Genomic DNA, 21580 nt, shown 5'->3' on the forward strand with positions numbered 1-21580 from the left:
TCGATAATGGATTAAAATGGTTGCAGGATGTTGGTATATTAGGAGGATATACTAACATGAATGAAAAAATTGCCACCGTTTTAAATGAAATGTCTGCATATTTATCTATTGCGCAGATGAAAAAATTACAAGAAGTTATTGTGAAAACTTTTTCAGAAAATGAATTATGTCATCAAAATATTTCGAATGAAGAATTTATGGAAATGTTTTTGACGGCAAAAAAGATTGAAGGATGTTCGGAGAGGACAATTAAGTATTATCGTGTGACTACGATTCATCTTTTGAATTATTTGAAGGAACCGATTCGAAAGGTGACAACGGAAACAATGCGTCAATATCTTGTAGATTACCAAAAAATTAATAATTGTGGAAAGACTACGATAGACAATATTCGCCGAAATATTTCCAGTTTTTTTTCATGGCTGGAGGAAGAAGATTATATTTTGAAAAGTCCAATGAGGCGGATTCATAAGATCAAAACGAAAAAGAAGGTCAAAAATATTATATCCGATGAGGAAATTGAGAAGTTAAGAGATTCTTGTGACAACATTCGTGATACAGCGATGGTGGATCTGTTATATTCTACCGGCATTAGGGTAGGAGAGTTGGTTCGACTAAATAGGGAGGATATCAATTTTTCAGAAAGGGAATGTGTGGTTTTTGGAAAAGGGGATAAAGAGCGTAAAGTCTATTTTGATGCAAAAGCAAAAATTCATTTGGAAAAGTATTTACAAAGCAGAACGGATACAAATCCGGCATTGTTTGTTACATTGGACAAGCCGCATGATCGATTGAAAATAAGTGGTGTAGAAATCCGGCTTCGACAACTTGGGAGAAAATTAAAAATTGAAAAGGTACATCCGCATAAATTCCGTAGGACTATGGCGACAAGAGCTATTGACAAAGGAATGCCGATTGAACAGGTGCAAAAAATATTGGGACATTCACAAATAGATACAACGATGCAGTATGCTATTGTAAACCAAAATAATGTAAAAGCATCACATAGAAGGTATATTGCATAAGGAGTAAGATATTTAAAGTATTTTGTATGCAGGAGAAATGGGGAGAGTGTTAAGAAATCTGAATAGGAATTTCTGCAACTTCGGATTTGTGAGGGATGATGAAGATGGAAATGGTGTATGTAGAAGATTGTTGTGAAATACTCGATTCTATGCGAGTGCCTATTACTGCATCTGATAGAATAGCAGGAGAATATCCTTATTATGGGGCAAATGGTATTCAAGACCATGTTTCTGATTATATTTTTGATGATGAACTGGTTTTACTGGCCGAGGATGGTGGAAATTTTGGTTCAAAGGAAAGACCTATTGCTTATAGAGTTTCTGGTAAGTGTTGGGTTAATAATCATGCTCATGTCTTAAAACCAAAGGCAGGATTAGATGTAGATTATTTGTGCTATTCGCTTATGTTCTATGATGTTGATGGAATGGTTAATGGAGCTACGAGACAGAAGTTAACTCAAGCGGCTATGCGGAAGATGAAGATTCCACTAAGATCTATTGAAGAACAAGTGCATGTAGTTGATGAGTTGAATCGAGTAATAAAGATAAAAGAACAAAGACAGCAGGAATTAGCGTTATTAGATGAGATTATCAAAGCCCGATTTGTCGAACTCTTTGGAGATCCTGCTAATAATGAAAAAGGGTTCATAAAAGCTCCTATGGGAGACTACATGACATTGTTAACAGACTTTAGTTCTAATGGTAGCTATAAAACTCTGGATAGCCGAGTGACCATGTATGATGAGCCTAAATATGCTTGGATGGTTAGAACAACTGATTTAGAGTCTGGAGATATGACATCAGTTAAATATATTGATGAGAGTGCTTATGAGTTGTTATCTAGGTCAAAAATATATGGTGGCGAGATAATTATGAATAAGATTGGTAGTGCCGGAAAGATTTATTTGATGCCACAGATAAATATGCCAGCATCACTAGGTCGGAACGCATTTATGTTTAGATATGATGAGCATATTAATGTTAAGTTTCTTTATCATTTGCTTACATCGGAGTATGGGCAGCGAGAAATACAACAATATGTAAGAGGTGCGGTAACTAAGACTATTACTAAAAATGATGCTAGATCTGTGCTAATCATTGTGCCACCAATCGAACTACAGAATGAGTTTGAAGTATTTGTTGCACAGGTCGACAAATCAAAAGTTATAGCGTACACTATATACATGAACTATAGTAATAGGAGGAGTTGCCATGGAAACAAATTTTGATTATTTGAAAAAGGAGAAAAAATTTTCATCCTTTGCAAATGTTGCGATATCTGCAGAGCGGATTATAATAATGGATCCTGAAGCGAGCATAATAAACAGTCGTCGTGCGATGGAGTTTGCCATTAAATGGATGTATTCTGTAGATTCAGAATTAGAAATGCCTTATCGCGATAATTTGCATAGTTTGATGAATGCCGAAGACTATAGACAAATTATTGGAGTTGATCTCTGGAAGAGAATGGATTATATCCGTAGATGTGGCAATAATGTAGCGCATAGCAGTAAGAAAATGGGACGGGATGAAGCTATGCTCTGCTTGGAGAATCTTTTTATTTATTTAGACTATATTGCTTATTGCTATTCGGATGTGTATGAGGAACATCAATTTGACCCCTCTATTATTTATGAGCGAATTCAAAAGGAGAAAAAATCAAAGGAAGATTCACAGGCTATCAAGGAACTGTTGGTGAAAGAGCAGGAAAAGTATGCAAAGCAGGAAGTTGATTTGCAGAAATTAATGGAAGAGAATGCTTCCCTGAAACAAGAATTATCCTTGAGAAGAAAGGAACAACAGCCATCATATGTTCCGAAACCGTTAGATTTGTCTGAATATAAAACCAGAAAACTTTATATTGATTCCATGCTGACAGAAGCAGGCTGGATAGAGGGCAAAGATTGGATGAATGAGGTTGAATTATCAGGCATGCCAAATAAATCCGAAGTTGGAATTGCAGATTATGTTCTTTATGATGACATGCATAGACCATTGGCTGTCATAGAGGCGAAACGGACATGCGTGGATGTTTCTAAGGGACGTCAGCAGGCAAAATTGTATGCGGATATTTTAGAGCAGCAATATCAGAGAAGACCGGTGATCTTTCTAACCAATGGATTTGAAACGCATATTATTGATGGTCAGTATCCGGAGCGGAAATGTGCAACCATTTATTCCAAGAGAGATCTTGAAAAATGGTTTAATTTACTAAGCATGAAGACAAGCCTAAAGCACATTACGGTGGACAAGAAAATAGCTGGGCGTTACTATCAGGAAGCAGCGGTTAAGAGTGTATGTCAGAGCTTTGGCGAGAAGAATCGAAGGAAAGCTTTGCTTGTTATGGCAACAGGATCAGGTAAAACCAGAACGGTTATTGCACTTTGTGATGTGCTTTTGAAAGCCGGCTGGGTGAAAAATATTCTTTTCCTGGCTGATCGCAATTCATTGGTTACTCAGGCGAAAAGAAGTTTTGTGAATTTATTGCCGAGTTTATCATGTACAAACCTTGTAGAAGATAAAGGAAACTATACGGCTCATTGTGTGTTTTCTACATATCAGACTATGATGAATTGTATTGACACCATCAGCGATGAGCAAGGAAAACTATTTACGAGTGGACATTTTGATCTGGTGATTTGTGATGAGGCACACAGATCCATTTACAATAAATACAAAGACATTTTTAATTATTTTGATGCACCATTAGTAGGTCTTACAGCGACTCCAAAAGATGAGATTGATAAAAATACATATGAAGTATTTGAACTGGAAAATGGTGTGCCGACGTACGGCTACGATCTGGCACAGGCAGTGAAGGATGGTTATCTTGTTGACTATGTTTCTGTGGAATCGAAATTGAAATTTATTGAACAGGGAATTATGTATGATGATTTATCAGAGGAAGATAAGGAAGCGTATGAAAACACCTTTGAAAATGAAAATGGAGATATACCAAAACACATAGAATCTTCGGCGTTAAATACATGGATTTTTAATGAAGATACGATCCGGCGAGTGTTGAATATTTTGATGAATAATGGACTTAAGATTGATTATGGACAAAAAATTGGTAAGACAATTATTTTTGCGAAAAACCATGCTCATGCAGAAAAGATTCTGGAGATTTTTCATAAAGAATATCCACATCTTCCGGATTATGCAAAAGTTATTGATAATTACATGACTTATGCACAAAGTGCTATTGACGAATTTTCTGATCCGAAAAAAATGCCACAGATAGCCATTTCGGTAGATATGTTAGACACAGGTATTGACGTGCCGGAGACACTCAATTTGGTGTTTTTTAAGAAGGTTATGAGCAAGGCAAAATTCTGGCAAATGATTGGAAGAGGAACGAGGCTTTGTCCCGGACTTCTGGATGGAGAAGATAAGCAGAAATTTTATATTTTTGATTTTTGTGGTAATTTTGAGTTTTTCCGAATGAATAAAGGGAAGGCAACGGCTAATATGATAGCCCTGCAAGGTGCGATTTTTAACCTTAAATTTGAAATTTCCTATAAACTCCAGAAAATGGAGTATCAAGTGGAGCGTTTAATTAATTATAGAAACGCCCTGATACAGCAAATGAGTGACAAGGTGAAGGAATTGCCAAGGGACAATTTTGCAGTAAGACAACATTTAAGGTATGTTGAGTTATATTCGACAGAAGCAAATTATCAGGAGCTTACTTATGAGGATACATTAATCGTTCGGGAGGAAGTGGCACCATTGATTCTTCCGGATAAAGACGAGGTCAGCGCAGTGCGGTTTGATGCATTAATGTATGGCATAGAATTAGCGTATTTGCTTGGCAAGAAATATAAAAAAGCAAGAACGGATCTTTACAAAAAGGTTTCCGGGATTGCCGGAGTTGCAAATATTTTGGAGATACAGGCACAGTCTGATCTTATTGACAAAATTCTAAATACGGATTATATGGAGACAGCGGGATTAATGAATTTGAGGAAGTTCGTGAAAATCTCAGAGATTTGATGAAGTATATTCCGAAGGTGAGCGTACGTTATGATACCAATTTTGAAGATGACCTTTTGTCTATGGAATGGAAGGATGCCGAACTTGAGAATGATGATTTAAAAAATTATAAGGCAAAAGCAGAACACTATATTCGTCAGCATCAGGATAATGCTGTGATTACAAAATTAAAAACAAATAAACCATTGAATATGGAAGATATTAAGAAGCTGGAAGAAATTTTATGGAAGGAAGTTGGAACAAAGCAGGATTATGAGAATGAGTGTGGAACAAAACCTTTGGGAGAGTTTGTGAGAGAAATTGTGGGGTTAGATATGAATGCTGCCAAGGAGGCTTTTTCAGAATATCTAACAAATACAAATATGGATAGCAGGCAAATATACTTTGTTAATCAGATTATAGAATATATTGTTCATAATGGGATGATGAAAGATTTGTCGGTGCTTCAGGAATCTCCATTTACTGATCGTGGAAGTGTTGTAGATGTATTTACAGATTTAACAGTTTGGGCGGGGATTCGTAACATTATTGAGGCGATCAACGCTAACGCAATTGCTGCGTAAGGGAGTCGTATATGTTTGTAACGGCGTATCCGTACTACAGTTGTGCATTCCCCAAAATTGGGAGCTACGGTGCAAGCAGTGGATTCCCGGTATATGGCAGCAAGCTGTAATCTCTGCCGTGTGATCAATACTTGCAATAAGACAAATAGTAAATAACATCGAAACCGTTAAAGGATGCATGTGTCTAAGACAACAACCGGCATCCGTCAGGAGTGAAACGGTTCCGGTGTTATTTTTTTGTCTAAATGGAGCAGAAATGTCTTTTTTGGTATGGATGTCGCCGTAAATTCATGATACGATAATACACGGTTAGGATAAACTAACGAGACGTAAACTTCGTACAACAAGTATTGACTGCGCCCATAATATTTCTTATGTCCTGAAGGGCAGATAGCCATTTTGCCTCGGAAAGCAAATTAATCCATGAGCTGTGACTAAAAAATTGTCTTGTCACTAACGGATTTCGAAAAGACTAATTGCTTTGCTGCTTTGATGTTTGATGAACACATCCTCCCGGATTCGCCCCGAGGTGGGAATCGGATGTTTCGAGAGGCACTTGCACCCGCCGGTACTTACGCCCCAAGTTTCAAAATTCCCCTCTTAATCTACTTGGCACTGGCGTTATGTACCGCTGCGTGGTGCAGTGGTAGCGGGAGCGTGCCGTCCGAAACAGCTGAGCCCATCTACGGGGCTCAATCGTCCGGATGTGTATTCATCAAAGCATTGCAAAGCAAAGTCTTTTCAGAAATCCTACTGATCTGCGTCAATTTTTTAGTCACAGCTCATGGATTTACAAATGCCCGGGCAGGCAAAATGTTATTGCGTGTAATCGGACATAAGAAATATTATGGGCGCAGAGATAGATTATGTGAGCGAAGTTTGAGCGACAAAGTGATTGAGATCAGAAAGGCATGAGAATGGATGTGAATAAACAGGCGATTGCCAATCTTGGCAACAATGTCAAAACAATTGTGAAAAACGAGAATTGCTCGGTGCTGATGCTAAATGATACCACGGGTGAGGGTGTGATGACTGTATATCAGGTGATGCCCGGTGTGATGATCTGCTTCTCGGATATCCATATGGAGAAATGTGATTCTGAATTTGAACTGCAGAAGGATCGGCGGGTGTTCTGTTTGGATCACTGCCGTGAGGGCAGGATCGAGATGGAGGTACAGCCGGGGGTGTTCAGTATTATGCAGGAGAACGAGCTGCGGTTGGATAATAGGGAGAATCATAAGGGAATGACATGCTATCCGCTCCGCCACTATCACGGAGTCAGCGTATTTATGGATGTGGATGAGGCACAGCAGGCACTTGACGAGATGTTTCACGGCTTCAGCGTTGATATTTCCAGACTGCGAGAGCGCTACTGTAACCGGGAAAAGCCGTGTATCCTTCATAAGGACGAGGAACTTGCGCGTATTATTTCCGGACTTTATCAGAAGAATCTCGAGCGGCCGGAGATGGCAGCGTCAAAGGAATATTACCAGATCAAGGTCGTAGAGCTTTTGCTGTATCTTGAGACGATGACACCGGAGGACTGCAGTGAGACCAGACCGTACTATTACAGAACGCAGATGGAGAAGATCAGGGCGGTGCATGAGAAGATTACCGGTGATCTGAGCAAGCGTTTTACGATTGAGGAGCTGTCTTTAATGTATGAGATACCGGCGACAACGATGAAGAAGTGTTTTAAGGATGTATATGGAGATTCCATATACTCCTATCAGAAAAGATACAGGATCAATGTCGCGGCAAGCATGCTGGTCCGGGATGAAAACAGAGAAATCAGGGAGATCGCCTCCTGTGTGGGTTATGAAAATCCGAAATTTCGTGGCATTTCGCAGTGTGATGGGTGTTTCTCCGGCAGAATACAGAATCAGGAAAGAAGGAAGGTTGGATTAATATGTCAGAAAACAAACAGGAAAAGAAGGATAGCTGGCTTAAGGTGCTGTTTCGCTATACCGATGGCAGTGAACGCAGGATGGGGTTGTCCGTGATCCTTTCCATTATCAGTGTGATCGGTGGACTTGTCCCGTATTATTGCATTTATCGGGGAGCAGACCTGTATATCCGTAATATAGGACAGGTTCCGATGCCTGAGATTATCCGGTGGTGTATCCTTGCACTGGTCTTTTATGTTGTAAAGATCGTGTGTTTTTCGGCGTCCACATGGATATCGCACATTGCAGCATACCATATTCTGGAGGGGCTGCGTCTCCGGCTGACGGATCGTTTTTTAAAGGCACCTCTGGGAGATGTCGAGGGACACAGCATCGGCGAGATTAAAAGCATTATGGTGGAAAAGATTGAGAATATGGAGCCACCTCTGGCACATATGATCCCGGAGGGCAGCGGTCATATTCTTCTGCCGGTTGTCAGTCTGGCTGCGCTTTGCTTTGTGGATGTTCGAATTGCACTGGCGGCGTTGGTGACGTTGCCGTTTTCGATGGTGCTGATGAGCCTGACGATGGTGATCAGTGGCAAGAGCTTTACGAAGTACGATGAGTCCAATGCGCATATGAACAGCACGATCGTGGAATACATAGAAGGTATTGAGGTAATCAAGGCGTTTGGCAGGGCAGGAACCTCCTATGAGAAATATTCCGGGGCAATCCTTGATTACAAAAAGTTCGTAATAAAGTGGTTATCCTCGACCTGGATTACAATGAAGCTGACTTTTGCATTGTTTCCGTCTACGATCCTTGGAACGCTGCCGGTTGGTCTGTATCTGACGATCCGTGGAAGGATCACGATATCCGAGCTGCTTCTTGCAGTGATGTTATCCATGTCAATGGTCACTTCCTTTGCCAAGATCGAAGTCTTCATGGAAAATATCCGTGAAATGAAATTTAACATCGAAAGCATTGAAGGACTGTTAAATATGAGAACACTGCCGCAGCCGGAGAAGCGCGTGGATTTAAAGAGTCATGATATTGTAATGTCGGAGGTACATTTCTCTTATACGGGCGATCAGAAGGATGAGGTGCTTCACGGAATTGATCTGGCGATGCCGGAGGGCGGCTACACGGCACTGGTCGGACCAAGTGGCGGCGGCAAGTCAACGGTTGCCAAGCTGATCTCCCGTTTCTGGGATGTGACAGAGGGTAGTATCACGATCGGCGGTGTTAATGTGAAGGATATGCCGCTTCAGCAGCTCTCGGAAATGGTAGCTTTGTTACGCAGGATAACTTCTTATTCCGGTGCTCTATTCTGGAAAATATCCGCCTGGGCGATCCGAATGCGACGGATGAGCAGGTGAAGGAGGCGGCAAGAAAGGCGTGCTGTGAGGAGTTTATCAAGAAGCTTCCGATGGGCTATGATACACCGGCAGGAGAGGCAGGAAAACGTCTGTCCGGCGGCGAGAAGCAGCGTATTGCGATCGCACGTATCATGCTGAAAAATGCGCCGATCGTTATTCTGGATGAGGCAACGGCATTTACCGATCCGGAAAATGAGGATAAGCTGCAGAAGAGCATTGAAGCCCTGACAAAGGGACAGACGCTTCTTGTGATCGCGCACCGTCTGTCCACGATTGCCGATGCGGATCAGATCGTTGTTCTGAAAAACGGCTGTGTGGAGGCAAAGGGAACGCAGGAAGAACTGCTTGACAATTGTGCACTTTATCAGAGAATGTGGCAGGCACATGTGGGTGCGAGACACTGGGCTGTCGGAGAAAAGAAAGGAGGCGGAGAAGTATGTTTGGAACAGTAAAAAGAATTATTGCATGGTGTGGAGACTTTCGCAAGAATCTTTATATCGGCTTTGTATTCTCCTTCTTCTCCGGATGGTTTGCTGCCATGCCGGTGATCTGGGCGGCGTACGTGATCGGAAAGCTGGTGGAATACACCGGGAAAGGAAAGATGCTCACCACGGCGTGGGTCAGTAGAAGCATCGGTATACTGTTACTCTTTGTATTCTTAAGATTTCTGTTTGATTATCTGCGGGCAAGATTTCAGGAGGCGATCAGCTATGAACTGATCGCGAGAGACCGTCTGGCAGTAGGTGACGCGTTAAAGAGAGTATCCCTTGGATATTTTCAGAATATGAATACAAGCACGATCCTGAATTCGATCACAACCGGACTTCATACGCTGGAGGGCATGGGAATCCGTATGATCGACAATTTTGTCGGAGGATATCTTAATTTCATATGTATTCTTCTGTGGTTGTTTTATATTAAATGGCAGATAGGTCTGATCGCCATCACAGGAGCAGCGGTTTCTTTTGTATTTCTGCTGGTGATCTCCCGGTACAGCACACGGAATGCACCGGTGCTTGCGCAGGCAAACAGGGATCTGACCGGAGCGACTCTGGAGTATGCCAGAGGTCTTGCGGTCGTGAAATCCTTTGGCAGGGCAGGAGCATCCATGGGTGCCATGACGAAGGCATGCCGCGGCAGCAGAGACATCAATCTGAAAATAGAGTGGGGTTATATTCCATATAATGCATTTCATCTGCTGGCACTGAAAACGGCAAGTGTATTTATTGTGATCACAGCATTTTCCTTTGGGGTGATGGGACAGCTTGATTTTACGTCCGTGATCCTTGTCGTGCTGTTGTCCTTCCATATTTTTGGTTCGCTGGAGCCGATTTCCGACTGTGCGCATGTGCTGGCGGTGATCGATGACGCACTGGATCATTTGGACGCCCTGACCGGCGAATCCTTTATTGATGCGGACGGAAAAGACATTCCTCTTTCCAGGTATGATATCGAGTTAGAGCATGTTGATTTCTCCTATGGAGAGGGAGAGGAACGCAGACAGGTATTAAAGGATGTTACGGTGACGATTCCGGAGAATACGGTTACGGCAGTGGTTGGTCCGTCCGGAAGCGGTAAATCTACGATCTGTAATCTGATCGCCAGATTTTACGATGTGGACAATGGCAGTGTCCGTGTGGGAGGACATGACGTGCGGGAATTTACCTGTGACAGTCTGTTGTCCAATATATCGATGGTATTTCAGAATGTATATCTGTTCCATGATACGGTAAGGAACAATATTTGCTTTGGTAAGCCGGATGCAACAGAGGAGGAAATGATCGACGCAGCAAAGAAAGCATGCTGCCACGATTTTATCATGGCACTGCCGGAAGGCTACGATACCTTGATCGGCGAGGGCGGCGGCAGTCTGTCCGGTGGCGAGAAGCAGCGTATTTCCATTGCAAGAGCGATCCTTAAAGACGCCCGATCATCATACTGGATGAGGCAACGGCGAGTGTGGATCCGGAGAATGAGCATCTGATTCAGGCAGCAATCTCAGAGCTGACAAAAGGCAAGACGATCGTGACGATCGCACATCGTCTGGCAACGATCGAGCAGGCGGACCAGATCCTTGTTGTGGACGACGGTCGGGTGGTTCAGTGCGGAACGCATCAGGAGCTTGTCAAGGTACCGGGCAAATACAGAGACTTTGTGGATATCCGGAAAAGATCGGAGGGCTGGCAGCTTACCGGTTGAGGCTTTGTGGATCTTTTGTGTTTTCGTGGCTGGCGTTTGTTTCGCCACTGCTCCAAGTTCATCAAACGATAAAGGCTCGCTGTATAAATATCTCTGGAAAGAGTAAGAGCGAAACATCCGGTAAAATGTTTCGCTCTTGTGTGCTTTCTTATGGAATATTATGACGTTGTATACATGAGAAATGTCTACTTGCCAAGAACTTCTTTTATACTGTTTAATACTACATCCTTTTCGAATGGTTTTGTGATAAACTGTTTTGCACCGTATTTTAAGGCTTCTAAAACCTTGGACTGCTGACCGGCGGCGGTGATCATGATGACCTTTGCATCCGCATTGATCGCAAGGATCTTCTGCAGTGCCTCAATACCGTCCATCTTCGGCATTGTGATATCGAGAGTGACAAGATCGACCGGATGCTGTTCAAACATCTCTACGGCTTCCTCGCCGTTGGTAGCCTCTGCGACTACGGAATAGCCCTCTTCCTCAAGAAGGTTTTTGAGGATCACACGGGACATTCTGGAATCGTCAACCACAAGGATGGATCCCTTTGCATCGGCACTGACTTCATAAACCTTCTTCTCGTTGGAAGAGGAGTGGTATGGGGTAGTGCCCGGTTTCACTGCATCATTGTCTGCGATCACAAGAGTTACTTTATGATCCTCAATGAAGATCGGCAGGATATGGAAATCACCCTCCACGGACTGATCCTTATAAGCAAATACCGGTTCCAGTTCAAATTCCTTATCGTGTTCACTCTGATCAGATGCGAACAATCCGTTATTGACGTTGATAAACTCACACACAGCATCCAGTGTATCGGCTGCATCATTCTGAGCAACACCGGAGAAATTATCGGCGATCAGAGAAAATGCCTGATCGGAAGACTCCTCTGCGAGTGCGAGACAGAGATTTGTACTGCCTGTCAGCTTCTGACCGGCAAGTGCACTGTATGGCAGAGACTTTACATGCCGGATCCGGCCGATATAGAAATCTCTGGATACGAAACGGTTGATATTGCGGACAACGAGACCGGCAAGCTCTGTGATCAGAGGATTGGCGGCACATGCAAAAACAGGGATCAGTGCATCAAGATCATCTGCTTTTAATGCGGTCATATCAGCATCGGAGAAACCGTGCTCCTTCTGAAATGCAGCCAGTGTCTTGTCGATAACGGTAGCGGTCAGCTCCGTACATTCTGTCAGAGACTGTGTAAACTGCATGTAAGGATTTCCCTGCTTTGCCAGTAAGGCATCGATCTGCTCAGCGGTCAGAAGTCCTTTCTCCTGAGCAATATCTCCGAAACGCTTATCGAACTGCATCTGCAGCTGATTGATCATTTCTACGTCTTCCTCAGAAAGTAATCCATCTGCGATGGCAATGGTACCAAGCTTTACACGTACAGAAAGCTGCTTCTCAATGGCTGCACGGTACTCATCCTTTGTAATGATTTGTTTTTCTACAAGGTATGTTCCAAATAATTGACTAAACATAGAATTCACCTCTCCTGTTTATTTTCTGCTTCATATTATACAATAAATTCGTGAAAAATGGAAGAAAAACTGTGATTTTGCTTAATATTATCGCTTTTTGACTGTGCATTTTCGTCATAATATGGTAAAATGAACTATCATAGTTTGAAACTATGAACAAACGCATGAAATATGTATTATTCTTTTTGGAAAGAGAGTGTTAGACTGTCCTTATTACAAAGATGGAGGACGAGAAAATGAGTAATGTAACAACACCATGCAGATATGATTTTGTAGGAAGCTTTTTGAGACCGGCACGTTTAAAGAAGGCGAGAAGAAGCTTTGATGAAGGAAAGGTCTCTTATGAAGAGTTGAAAAAGGTAGAAGATGATGCGATCACAGAGCTGATCGAAAAGACAAAGGAGCTCGGCTATCATGTGATCACGGATGGAGAGTTCCGTCGTGCAACATGGCATCTTGATTTTATGTGGGCATTTGATGGAATCGGCCATACACCAACGACAACCGGACTTCCGTTTCATGGAGAGGCTGCTATGGTAGACGATACATTTATCAATGGAAAGGTTGCTATTTCCGGAGAGCATCCGTTTGTAGAGCATTTTCGTTTTGTGAAGACATTTGAGGATGAGAATACCGTGGCAAAGCAGACAATGCCATCACCGGCACAGTTTTATGCACAGTTTACAATGCCGTTTAACCATGAACAGACAGAGAAGTTCTATGCGACAGACGAGGAGTTGGCAGCCGATATCGTTAAGGCTTATGGAAAGGTGATCGATGATCTCTATGCAGCCGGCTGCCGTAACATTCAGCTTGACGACTGTACCTGGGGCATGCTTGCCGACAAGACAGGACCAATGCTTTACGGTACAACTCCGGAGGGCGCTGTGGATGTCCAGAAGCGTCATAAGGATATCAACAATCAGGTCATTGCAAATGCACCGGAGGATATGATCATCAATACACATGTGTGCCGTGGTAATTTCCACTCTACCTATGCAAACAGCGGTGCCTATGATCCGGTGGCAGAGGTGTTATTCGGAGAGGAAAATGTCAACGCGTATTTCCTGGAGTTTGACGATGAAAGATCCGGCGGATTTGAGCCGCTTTCCAAGGTGTCCGGAGACAAGAAGGTTGTTCTTGGACTGATCACGACAAAGTCACCGGAGCTTGAGGATAAGGCTGAGGTGATCAAGCGTATTCATGAGGCAGAGAAGTATATTCCGCTAGACAGACTTTATCTGAGTCCACAGTGTGGATTTGCTTCCTGTGAGATCGGAAACAAGCTGACCGAAGAACAGCAGTGGGCAAAACTCGCTCTTGTGAAGGAAGTTGCGGAAGAAGTATGGGGCTGTTAATGAATTTGCGACTTATTTTCTGATTGATTCAAGTCAGATCACTAACAAGAAAATAATATATGTTATCAGCAGGAAAACATTTGTCTGTGTTTTCCTGCTGATATTTATTTGTGAAAAGTTTTTCAAAGGAAATGTAATCATAAGAAAAAAAGGAACTAAGGATATATATTTCCTAAGAGATATGTTATAATTATGATAGATTAAAAGGTAAGGAGGTATAGTTATGAGTAAAAGAAACCGATGGAAACAAAGATGCAGCGTGTTTATGGCTGTGATGATGATCTTTACCTCCCTATATTGGGGGGAGATGAGGGTTTCAGCTGCGACACCGCCTGTAAAGATCAAGGTGACATATGGACAGACAGAAGCACGGACGATGCTTGCCGATATCAATGAATTCCGAACGTCGGATACGGAGGCGTGGTGCTGGGATAAAACCGATAGTATAAAGGAGTCGTGGCGGACCACGGAGTTACAGTATGATTATGAGTTAGAGCGTGTTGCAATGAAAAGGGCAGCAGAGATTGCGCTTTCCTACGATCATACCAGATCAAACGGCACGAGTTATTTGACTGCATATCCGTCCGGATATAAGATGGTGGGAGAAAATATTGCTGCCGGTTATAAGAGTGCAGCAGAGGTGTTTGACGGATGGAAGGAAGAGAATGAACCTTATGGCGGACAGGGACACAGAAGAAATATGCTCAGTTCTAATTTTAAGGCTATTGGAATCGGGCATGTCGTATATCAGGGATGCCATTACTGGGTGCAGGAGTTTGGTGATAAGGTCATGGATGGGACGGCTTCAGCAGCGAATGACAGTACGCAGATTGAGGATGTAGATGTTTCACCGTCTTATATCACAGCAGTAAAAACAAATCTGGATGATGTCAGTCTGACAGTCGGAGAGAAAGCAACGACAGCAGATTTTTCACTTGCAATAAATGTGCGGGATCAATGGGGGTATCAGAAGGATTGTGTGATAGAGAATATCTGTACTGCAAAAATTGAAGATGAAACCATTGCAAGCCTGTCGGATGACGGTTTGATTATCGGATTAAAGAGTGGTACGACTAAAATCTGGATATCCAACCCATTCGGAGATGATTTTTGCCGTACGATCACAGTCAGCGAGGAAACAGGACCAAAAGATGATCATACAGCGAGTCCGGATGTGGGCAAAACAGATATTTCTGTGGAGCCGATCGAGGATCAGATATATACCGGTTATGCTTTGATGCCGGATGTGGTCGTAAAAGACGGTTCAAAGGTACTCGTAAAAGATATAGATTATACTGTTTCATACAGTAATAATACAAATGTTGGAACTGCTTCTGTAAAAATTATGGGAAATGGAACATATGAAGGTTCTTATACGACGAACTTTAAAATCGTTTCGTGTGCGATAGGACAGGCGACCTGCAGCAGAATTGCAGACCAGACTTATACCGGGGATGCAATTCGGCCATCATTTACCGTTACTTATAATAATAAGACATTGGTAAAAGGAACAGATTACACAATATCTTTTAAGAATAATGTCAATGTCGGAACGGCAACCATTATCATTACCGGAAAAGGAAACTTTGAGGGAAACAAAGAGATAACATTTAAGATTACAAAGCCATCAGATATTTCGGTAGATGCAATTGCAGACCAGACGTACACCGGTTCTGCATTGAAGCCGGAGGTTGTTGTAAAAGAAGGCACAAAGGTACTTAGAAAAAGTGTGGATTATTATGTTTCTTACAGCGATAATACAAATGTAGGAACTGCCACTGTAAAAATCACAGGAAGAGGAGATTATGGCGGTTCCTGTACAACAACTTTTAAGATCCTTCCATGTGCGATCAGTCAGGTTACTATAGGAAAAATTGCAGATAAGACATACAGCGGAAAGGAAATTGAACCATCTGTTAAACTTACCTATGCGAATGAGAGTTTGAAAAAAGGAACGGATTATACTGTTTCCTATGATAACAATATTAATGTAGGAATTGCGACAGCAACTATTACAGGAATCGGTAATTTTACGGGAACAACCACAGTAAGCTTTAACATTGTAGAAAGTACTGCTAAGATTACGGTTGGTATGATTTCTGATCAGACATTTACAGGAGTGGAGATTACACCGGCAGTTTCTGTGCGGAAGGGAACGAAAAAGTTAACAAAGGATGTGGACTACAAGGTTTCTTATGCCGACAATATCAATGTAGGAATTGCAACGGTTACTGTTACCGGAATTGGCTCTTATGAGGGAACTGCCAGTAAGACATTTCGGATCGTATCCCGTCCGATCAAAGAGGTCAGTGTTGAAACAATTGATACTCAGGAATATACAGGGAAGAAGCTTACACCGAAGCTGAAACTGACTTATAATGGAAAAACATTAACAGAGAAAGTTGATTATGTAGCTGTATACAGCAGTAACATAGGACCTGGAAATGGCGTGGTTAAGATTCAGGGAAAAGGCAATTTTAGCGGACAAAGAACAGAAGTTTTCAAAATTATAGAAAATAAGCAGTCTGCTAACAGAGGTGACAATCAAAACGATAAAAAAGGCGATAATCAAAACGATAATAAAGATGATAAAAAAGACGATAATAAAGACGAAACCGTTCACACCACAAAAATGACGCTGAGCAAGATAAGAGTGACGTTAAAGAAAGGCAAAACTTACCGCTTAAAAGTAACGGTAAATGCCGGAAGCGTAGACAAGATCACGTTTACGTCATCCAATAAAAAGGTCGCAAAGGTGTCTAAAAACGGTGTTATTAAAGCGAAGAAAGCAGGAAAAGCACGTATAACTGTAAAGAGTGGAAAAAGAACAAAATGTTGCAGGGTAATTGTAAAAAATAAGAAATAAAAGGGAGCAAATAATCATGAAGAAATCAAAAGCAGTCATTGGTGTTTTATGTGGTATTCTGGCAGTTGCCCTTGTGGTGGCATCTGTTATGGTGCAGATTTACGGGGGACGCCGGCAGGAGGCAAAGGCAAATAAGAAAACAACAACTCTGGTTGTCTATTTTTCGGCAACAGGTACAACAAAGAAAGCTGCCAGAAAGGTGAAGAAGGCGACGAAAGGAAAGCTGTATCGTATCAAAGCGGCACAGCCATATACGCGGGAGGATCTGGACTATTACACCAAGGATAACTGCAGGGCACAAAAAGAGCAGAACGATGACAATGCAAGACCGGAGATCGCGGGAAGCATCAAGAATATGAGTGAGTACGAAACGATCTATATAGGATATCCGATCTGGTGGGGCAAGGAGCCTAAGATCATCCGCACATTTTTGGAGTCCTATGATCTGAAGGGCAAAAAGATTATTCCGTTCTGCACAAGCGGTGGAAGCGGAATCTCCGGAAGTATGTCTGAGATCAGAGAATCTGCCAAGGGAGCAAATGTGATCGAGGGAAAGGATCTGACAGAAGTTTCTCTTAAGTCTGTTAAGAAGTGGACAAAATCCATAGGAAAATAATCGGAAATGATTGTAATCAAAAAGGAGCCATATCAATGATTGATATGCTCCTTTACCGTATTTAATTAAACTCGCCGTTTTTATGTCTCTGGAAGAAGTCCTTTGCCTCCTTGACAATGACACCGTTTAAGGCGAAGATGGCGATCATATTTGGAATAGCCATCAGTCCGTTAAAGATATCAGCAATCGTCCATACAGCACTTACTGTCATGTACGGTCCGATAAATACGGCAAAGATATATAACCAGCGGTAGATCGTGACGTGCTTCATGTTACCGCCGCTTAAGTATTCCAGACAACGCTCGCTGTAGTAGTCCCAGCCGAGGATCGTTGTGAATGCGAAGAATACAAGACAGAGCATCAGGATGAAGGCGGATACTTCAGCAGGGAACGGAAGTCCCTTCTGGAATGCATATGTAGTTACGGCAACACCTTCGAGTCCCTCTACCTTCCATGCACCGGTCAGTATAATGGAAAGTCCGGTCAGTGTACAGATCACAATGGTATCGATAAAGGTACCGGTCATGCTGACAAGACCCTGGCGGACAGGCTCCTTTGTCTGTGCGGCAGCTGCTGCGATCGGAGCACTACCAAGACCTGCCTCGTTGGAGAAGATACCACGGGCAACACCCTTCTGCATTGCAACAAACATACTTCCGACAGCACCACCGGTCACCGCCTTTGGAGTGAAAGCTGCTTTGACGATGATCTTGATTGCAGCAGGCACCTGTGTAATATTGGTGATGATCAAAATAGCGGCAAACAGGAAATATATGATTGCCATAAATGGCACGATAACCTGGCTGACACTGGCGATTCGTTTGATACCACCGATCAGTACCGCTGCCACGCAGAACGCGAGGATCAGAGAAGCGATCACAACCGACCAGGAGTATTTTCCTAAAAACATGATGTTGACACAGTGTTTGTTGTTTGGATCAAAGAAGCCATGAACGGCACTGGAGATACCGTTTACCTGACTGAAGGTACCGATACCGAAAAGACCAACACAGACACCAAAGAATGCGAACAGCTTTGCAAGCCATTTCCATTTCTTTCCCATTCCCTGCTCAATGTAGTAGAATGGTCCGCCGAGACTGTGTCCGTCCTCGCCTACTATACGGTATTTGACAGCGAGCAGTCCCTCTGAAAACTTCGTTGCCATACCGAAAAAGGCGGCAACGATCATCCAGAACAGTGCTCCGGGACCACCGGTGCCAACAGCAGTTGCAACGCCGACGATATTACCTGTTCCGATCGTTGCACTCAGAGCGGTACAAAGAGCGGAGAAGCTGGAGATTTCACCCTCACCGCCCTCCTCGTTTTTGATCATCCATTTTAAGGCAAGAGGAAGCTTACGGATCTGGAGAAGTCCCAGACGTAAAGTAAGCAGGATACCACCGGATAAGATCAGTACCATAAGTGGGACACCCCATACAAGGTTGTCAATATTTGCGAGTACATCATTGATTGTTTTCCACATTTTTTTTTCCTTCCTGTGAGTGATTTAGGGCATAAAAATAAAACCCTAATATACTATATCGTTTTTTTGTTTTTTTTTCAACAAAAACTATGTGAACGCGCCCGCGAGAGAATTTGTGATATAATGAGTCCCAAAGGACTCATATTAGGAGTTTCTTCGAAACTCCGTCATGCGCAGAAAGCGTGCGCAGATATATGATATAATAACTCCAATCAAAGGAGGATTTTTCCATGAAAGAAAGCTATCGTTTTTATCAGAATAAAGCGTGTGAATATTTTCCCTGTCATCCGGTGGACGATCCGGATTCGTTTAACTGTCTGTTCTGCTATTGTCCGTTATATCTGCAGGAAAAATGCCTTGGCAGTCCGGAATGGATATTAAGCGGAAAAGGACAGAAGATCAAGGATTGCAGCAACTGCATGGTAGTTCACAGACCGGAAATGTATGATAAGGTACTCGCGCAGCTTTGCAGGCAGGACTTTACGGTTTCGGTCAACGTCTGGAATTTCAGAAATGAGATCTGGCGGAGAATGGCACAGATCGCCTCCTGGGATCAGATGGAGGCGGAGCTGTTCTGGCAGCACCGGGGAGCCGCGATCAGCAGTGTCACCAATATGATGGAAAAGCACAAATATCTTTACCGTGTGACGATCAAGCTGCAGCCGTTTGATGCAGCTTGTGTACAGAATGACCGTTTTTCCTTTGGAAAGCAGGAGATTTTCTGTACGGTGCTGGAACGGATCGACCGCAGTAAGATCACGGAAGGATACCTTTATGCCTTTCATGCACCGGATTTTCCGGTGGAGGAGGCTTCCTCACTATTGTCACAGTATTATCTGGAAACCTTTCAGATCGCATGTATGGATGTGGTGAGAGAGTGGGTGCGGGACTATCTGGCACGAAAGCACAGTGTTACGTCACCGCATTACTGTTCGGATTCCTTTGGACCGGGCTATTATGGCATGGAGCTTTCGGCGGTGGAGAAGCTGACGGATGTTATGGATCCGGCAGATGCCGGTATTAGTTGTGAGGATGGCATGCTGCAGCCAATGATGAGTCTGGTCGGACTTTATCTGATCAGTACAGAGGATATATTGTCGGACTGTGGTGACTGTGCAGGCTGTATCGGTCAGAAGGAGGGCTGCCGTTTTTGTGCTAATTATGTGAAGCGGTCATAGCGGCAGACAGGGGACTGTCTTATTAAGATTAGATATTGCAATATAAGTCGGATTCGTGTTAAAATTAATATTTAGCCGCAAATAAGGATGATTGATGGAGGAAATATTTATGAGTGAAAATCAGACTTCGTCCCCAATCGCAGAAAATAAAATGGGGACAATGCCAATTGGAAAATTAGTATTTAATATGTCTTTGCCGATGATGATATCTATGTTGGTACAGGCACTGTACAATATTGTGGACAGTATCTTTGTGGCAAAGCTGTCAGAAAATGCGTTGACAGCCGTATCTTTAGCATTTCCGCTTCAGACACTTCTGATCGCTGTCGGAGCCGGTACCGGTGTCGGTATGAACGCGTTGGTGTCGAGGGCACTTGGAGAGAAGGAATATGAGAAGGCGGATAAGATCGCTGTAAACGGCGCATTTATTTATGCCATGAGTTATATTTTATTTCTGATCCTTGGTTTTACCGTGGTCAGACCGTTTTATGCGAGTCAGGCAGGAAAGGCGGATGCAGAGATCATGACTATGGGGATTGAGTATCTGAGTACCGTTATGATTTTCTCCTTTGGATTGCTTTCCCAGTTCTTTTTTGAACGTCTTTTGACCTCTACCGGTAAGACCATATTCAGTATGATCTCGCAGATGAGTGGAGCGGTTACCAATATTGTTCTTGATCCGATTCTGATCTTTGGTCTGTGTGGTGCACCGAAGATGGGGGTTGCCGGAGCAGCAGTTGCAACAGTGATCGGTCAGTGTGTTGCCGGAATTGTCGCCGGAACCTGTCATCATAAGTTTAACCATGAGGTGAATGTACATCTGAAGGGCTTTCGTCCGAATGGAAGGATCATCGGCACAATCTATGCGGTTGGTATTCCTTCTATTATTATGCAGTCGATCGGTTCTGTGATGACCTATTGCATGAACCGTATCCTGATCGATTTTTCATCGACGGCAACAGCAGTATTCGGCGTATATTTCAAGCTGCAGAGCTTTTTCTTTATGCCGGTGTTTGGTCTGAACAACGGAATTACTCCGATCATTGCATATAATTACGGTGCTCGCAAGAGAAAGAGAATGGTTCACACGATAAGACTAAGTATGACAGTGGCGTTCTGCCTGACCTGCATCGGTTTTATTTTGTTTGAGACAATTCCACAGGTGCTTCTTGGAATGTTCAATGCTTCTGCGGATATGCTGACGATCGGTGTGACGGCACTTCGGATTATTGGTATCCATTACCTGATCGCATGGTTCTGTATTATTGCGGGTACTGTGTTCCAGGCACTTGGAAAGGCAGTATTCAGTATGATCGTATCGATCATGCGCCAGCTTGTGGTACTGATCCCGGTAGCCTATGTTCTTGCCAGAGTCGGAGGACTTCATATGGTATGGTGGTCCTTCCCGATTGCAGAGGTGATCTCATTTATCGTTTCCACGATATTCCTGATCCGGATCTACCGGACGATCATACAGAAGATCCCGGCATAGTATGGATCACGACAATGCTTACAGATAAAGTAGAGACAATGAAAGTTCG

Annotated in this window: 13 protein-coding genes and 2 pseudogenes; 13 read left to right on the forward strand and 2 right to left on the reverse strand. The window is 43.0% G+C overall.

All coding sequences use genetic code 11. The features are described from left to right. Positions 1-56: 56 nt before the first annotated feature. From xerA to DXA20_RS17405, 8 genes and pseudogenes are all read left to right on the forward strand, one after another. The gene (xerA, locus tag DXA20_RS02540) at positions 57-1025 is read left to right on the forward strand and encodes a site-specific tyrosine recombinase/integron integrase (RefSeq protein WP_118559179.1); all 969 of its coding nucleotides are present in this window, start codon (positions 57-59) and stop codon (positions 1023-1025) included. Between the two features lie 104 nt (positions 1026-1129). Further along, positions 1130-2254: a restriction endonuclease subunit S gene (locus DXA20_RS02545; RefSeq protein WP_158577102.1), complete on the forward strand. Its 1125-nt coding sequence runs from the start codon at positions 1130-1132 to the stop codon at positions 2252-2254. Next, positions 2238-5584 (forward strand): annotated as a pseudogene (locus DXA20_RS02550) (DEAD/DEAH box helicase family protein). The gene DXA20_RS02545 and the pseudogene DXA20_RS02550 overlap by 17 nt, the downstream one beginning before the upstream one ends. Before the next feature lie 540 nt (positions 5585-6124). Then, complete coding sequence (locus DXA20_RS02555) at positions 6125-6499, forward strand: hypothetical protein (RefSeq protein WP_147403673.1); 375 nt, start codon at positions 6125-6127, stop codon at positions 6497-6499. 2 nt (positions 6500-6501) lie between these two features. Continuing rightward, positions 6502-7587 (forward strand): helix-turn-helix domain-containing protein, encoded by a 1086-nt coding sequence (locus DXA20_RS02560; protein WP_118559182.1) that lies wholly within the window; start codon positions 6502-6504, stop codon positions 7585-7587. Next, positions 7572-9301: pseudogene (locus tag DXA20_RS02565) on the forward strand (ABC transporter ATP-binding protein). Before DXA20_RS02560 ends, DXA20_RS02565 begins: the two are co-directional and overlap by 16 nt. After that, entirely contained in the window at positions 9286-10833 is a 1548-nt protein-coding gene (locus DXA20_RS02570; RefSeq protein ID WP_330420583.1) for an ABC transporter ATP-binding protein, read from the forward strand. The pseudogene DXA20_RS02565 and the gene DXA20_RS02570 overlap by 16 nt, the downstream one beginning before the upstream one ends. Beyond that, the gene (locus tag DXA20_RS17405) at positions 10809-11048 is read left to right on the forward strand and encodes a hypothetical protein (protein WP_330420584.1); all 240 of its coding nucleotides are present in this window, start codon (positions 10809-10811) and stop codon (positions 11046-11048) included. Before DXA20_RS02570 ends, DXA20_RS17405 begins: the two co-directional genes overlap by 25 nt. 185 nt (positions 11049-11233) lie before the next feature. On the opposite strand, the gene DXA20_RS17410 is transcribed toward DXA20_RS17405, so the two are convergent. Beyond that, entirely contained in the window at positions 11234-12538 is a 1305-nt protein-coding gene (locus DXA20_RS17410) for a response regulator (RefSeq protein WP_330420585.1), read from the reverse strand. Between the two features lie 236 nt (positions 12539-12774). Between DXA20_RS17410 and DXA20_RS02580 the strand changes: the two genes are divergently transcribed. From DXA20_RS02580 to DXA20_RS02590, 3 genes are all read left to right on the forward strand, one after another. Next, positions 12775-13896, forward strand: a complete 1122-nt coding sequence (locus DXA20_RS02580) for a 5-methyltetrahydropteroyltriglutamate--homocysteine S-methyltransferase (protein WP_118559183.1) — start codon at positions 12775-12777, stop codon at positions 13894-13896. A gap of 223 nt (positions 13897-14119) precedes the next feature. Then, complete coding sequence (locus DXA20_RS02585) at positions 14120-16762, forward strand: CAP domain-containing protein (protein WP_118559184.1); 2643 nt, start codon at positions 14120-14122, stop codon at positions 16760-16762. Between the two features lie 16 nt (positions 16763-16778). Further along, positions 16779-17378: a flavodoxin gene (locus DXA20_RS02590; RefSeq protein WP_118559185.1), complete on the forward strand. Its 600-nt coding sequence runs from the start codon at positions 16779-16781 to the stop codon at positions 17376-17378. A gap of 61 nt (positions 17379-17439) precedes the next feature. Here DXA20_RS02590 and DXA20_RS02595 read toward each other — a convergent pair whose 3' ends face one another. Further along, complete coding sequence (locus tag DXA20_RS02595; protein WP_118559186.1) at positions 17440-18861, reverse strand: alanine/glycine:cation symporter family protein; 1422 nt, start codon at positions 18859-18861, stop codon at positions 17440-17442. 230 nt (positions 18862-19091) lie between these two features. On the opposite strand from DXA20_RS02595, the gene DXA20_RS17415 reads away from it, so the two are divergent. Next, positions 19092-20039: a cysteine-rich small domain-containing protein gene (locus tag DXA20_RS17415; protein ID WP_022305374.1), complete on the forward strand. Its 948-nt coding sequence runs from the start codon at positions 19092-19094 to the stop codon at positions 20037-20039. A gap of 109 nt (positions 20040-20148) precedes the next feature. After that, a complete protein-coding gene (locus DXA20_RS02605) occupies positions 20149-21531 on the forward strand; it encodes an MATE family efflux transporter (protein WP_118559187.1) in 1383 nt (460 codons plus the stop codon). Positions 21532-21580: the final 49 nt, after the last annotated feature.

This window comes from Roseburia sp. AM59-24XD (genome assembly GCF_003478445.1).
Classification (GTDB): domain Bacteria; phylum Bacillota; class Clostridia; order Lachnospirales; family Lachnospiraceae; genus Jutongia.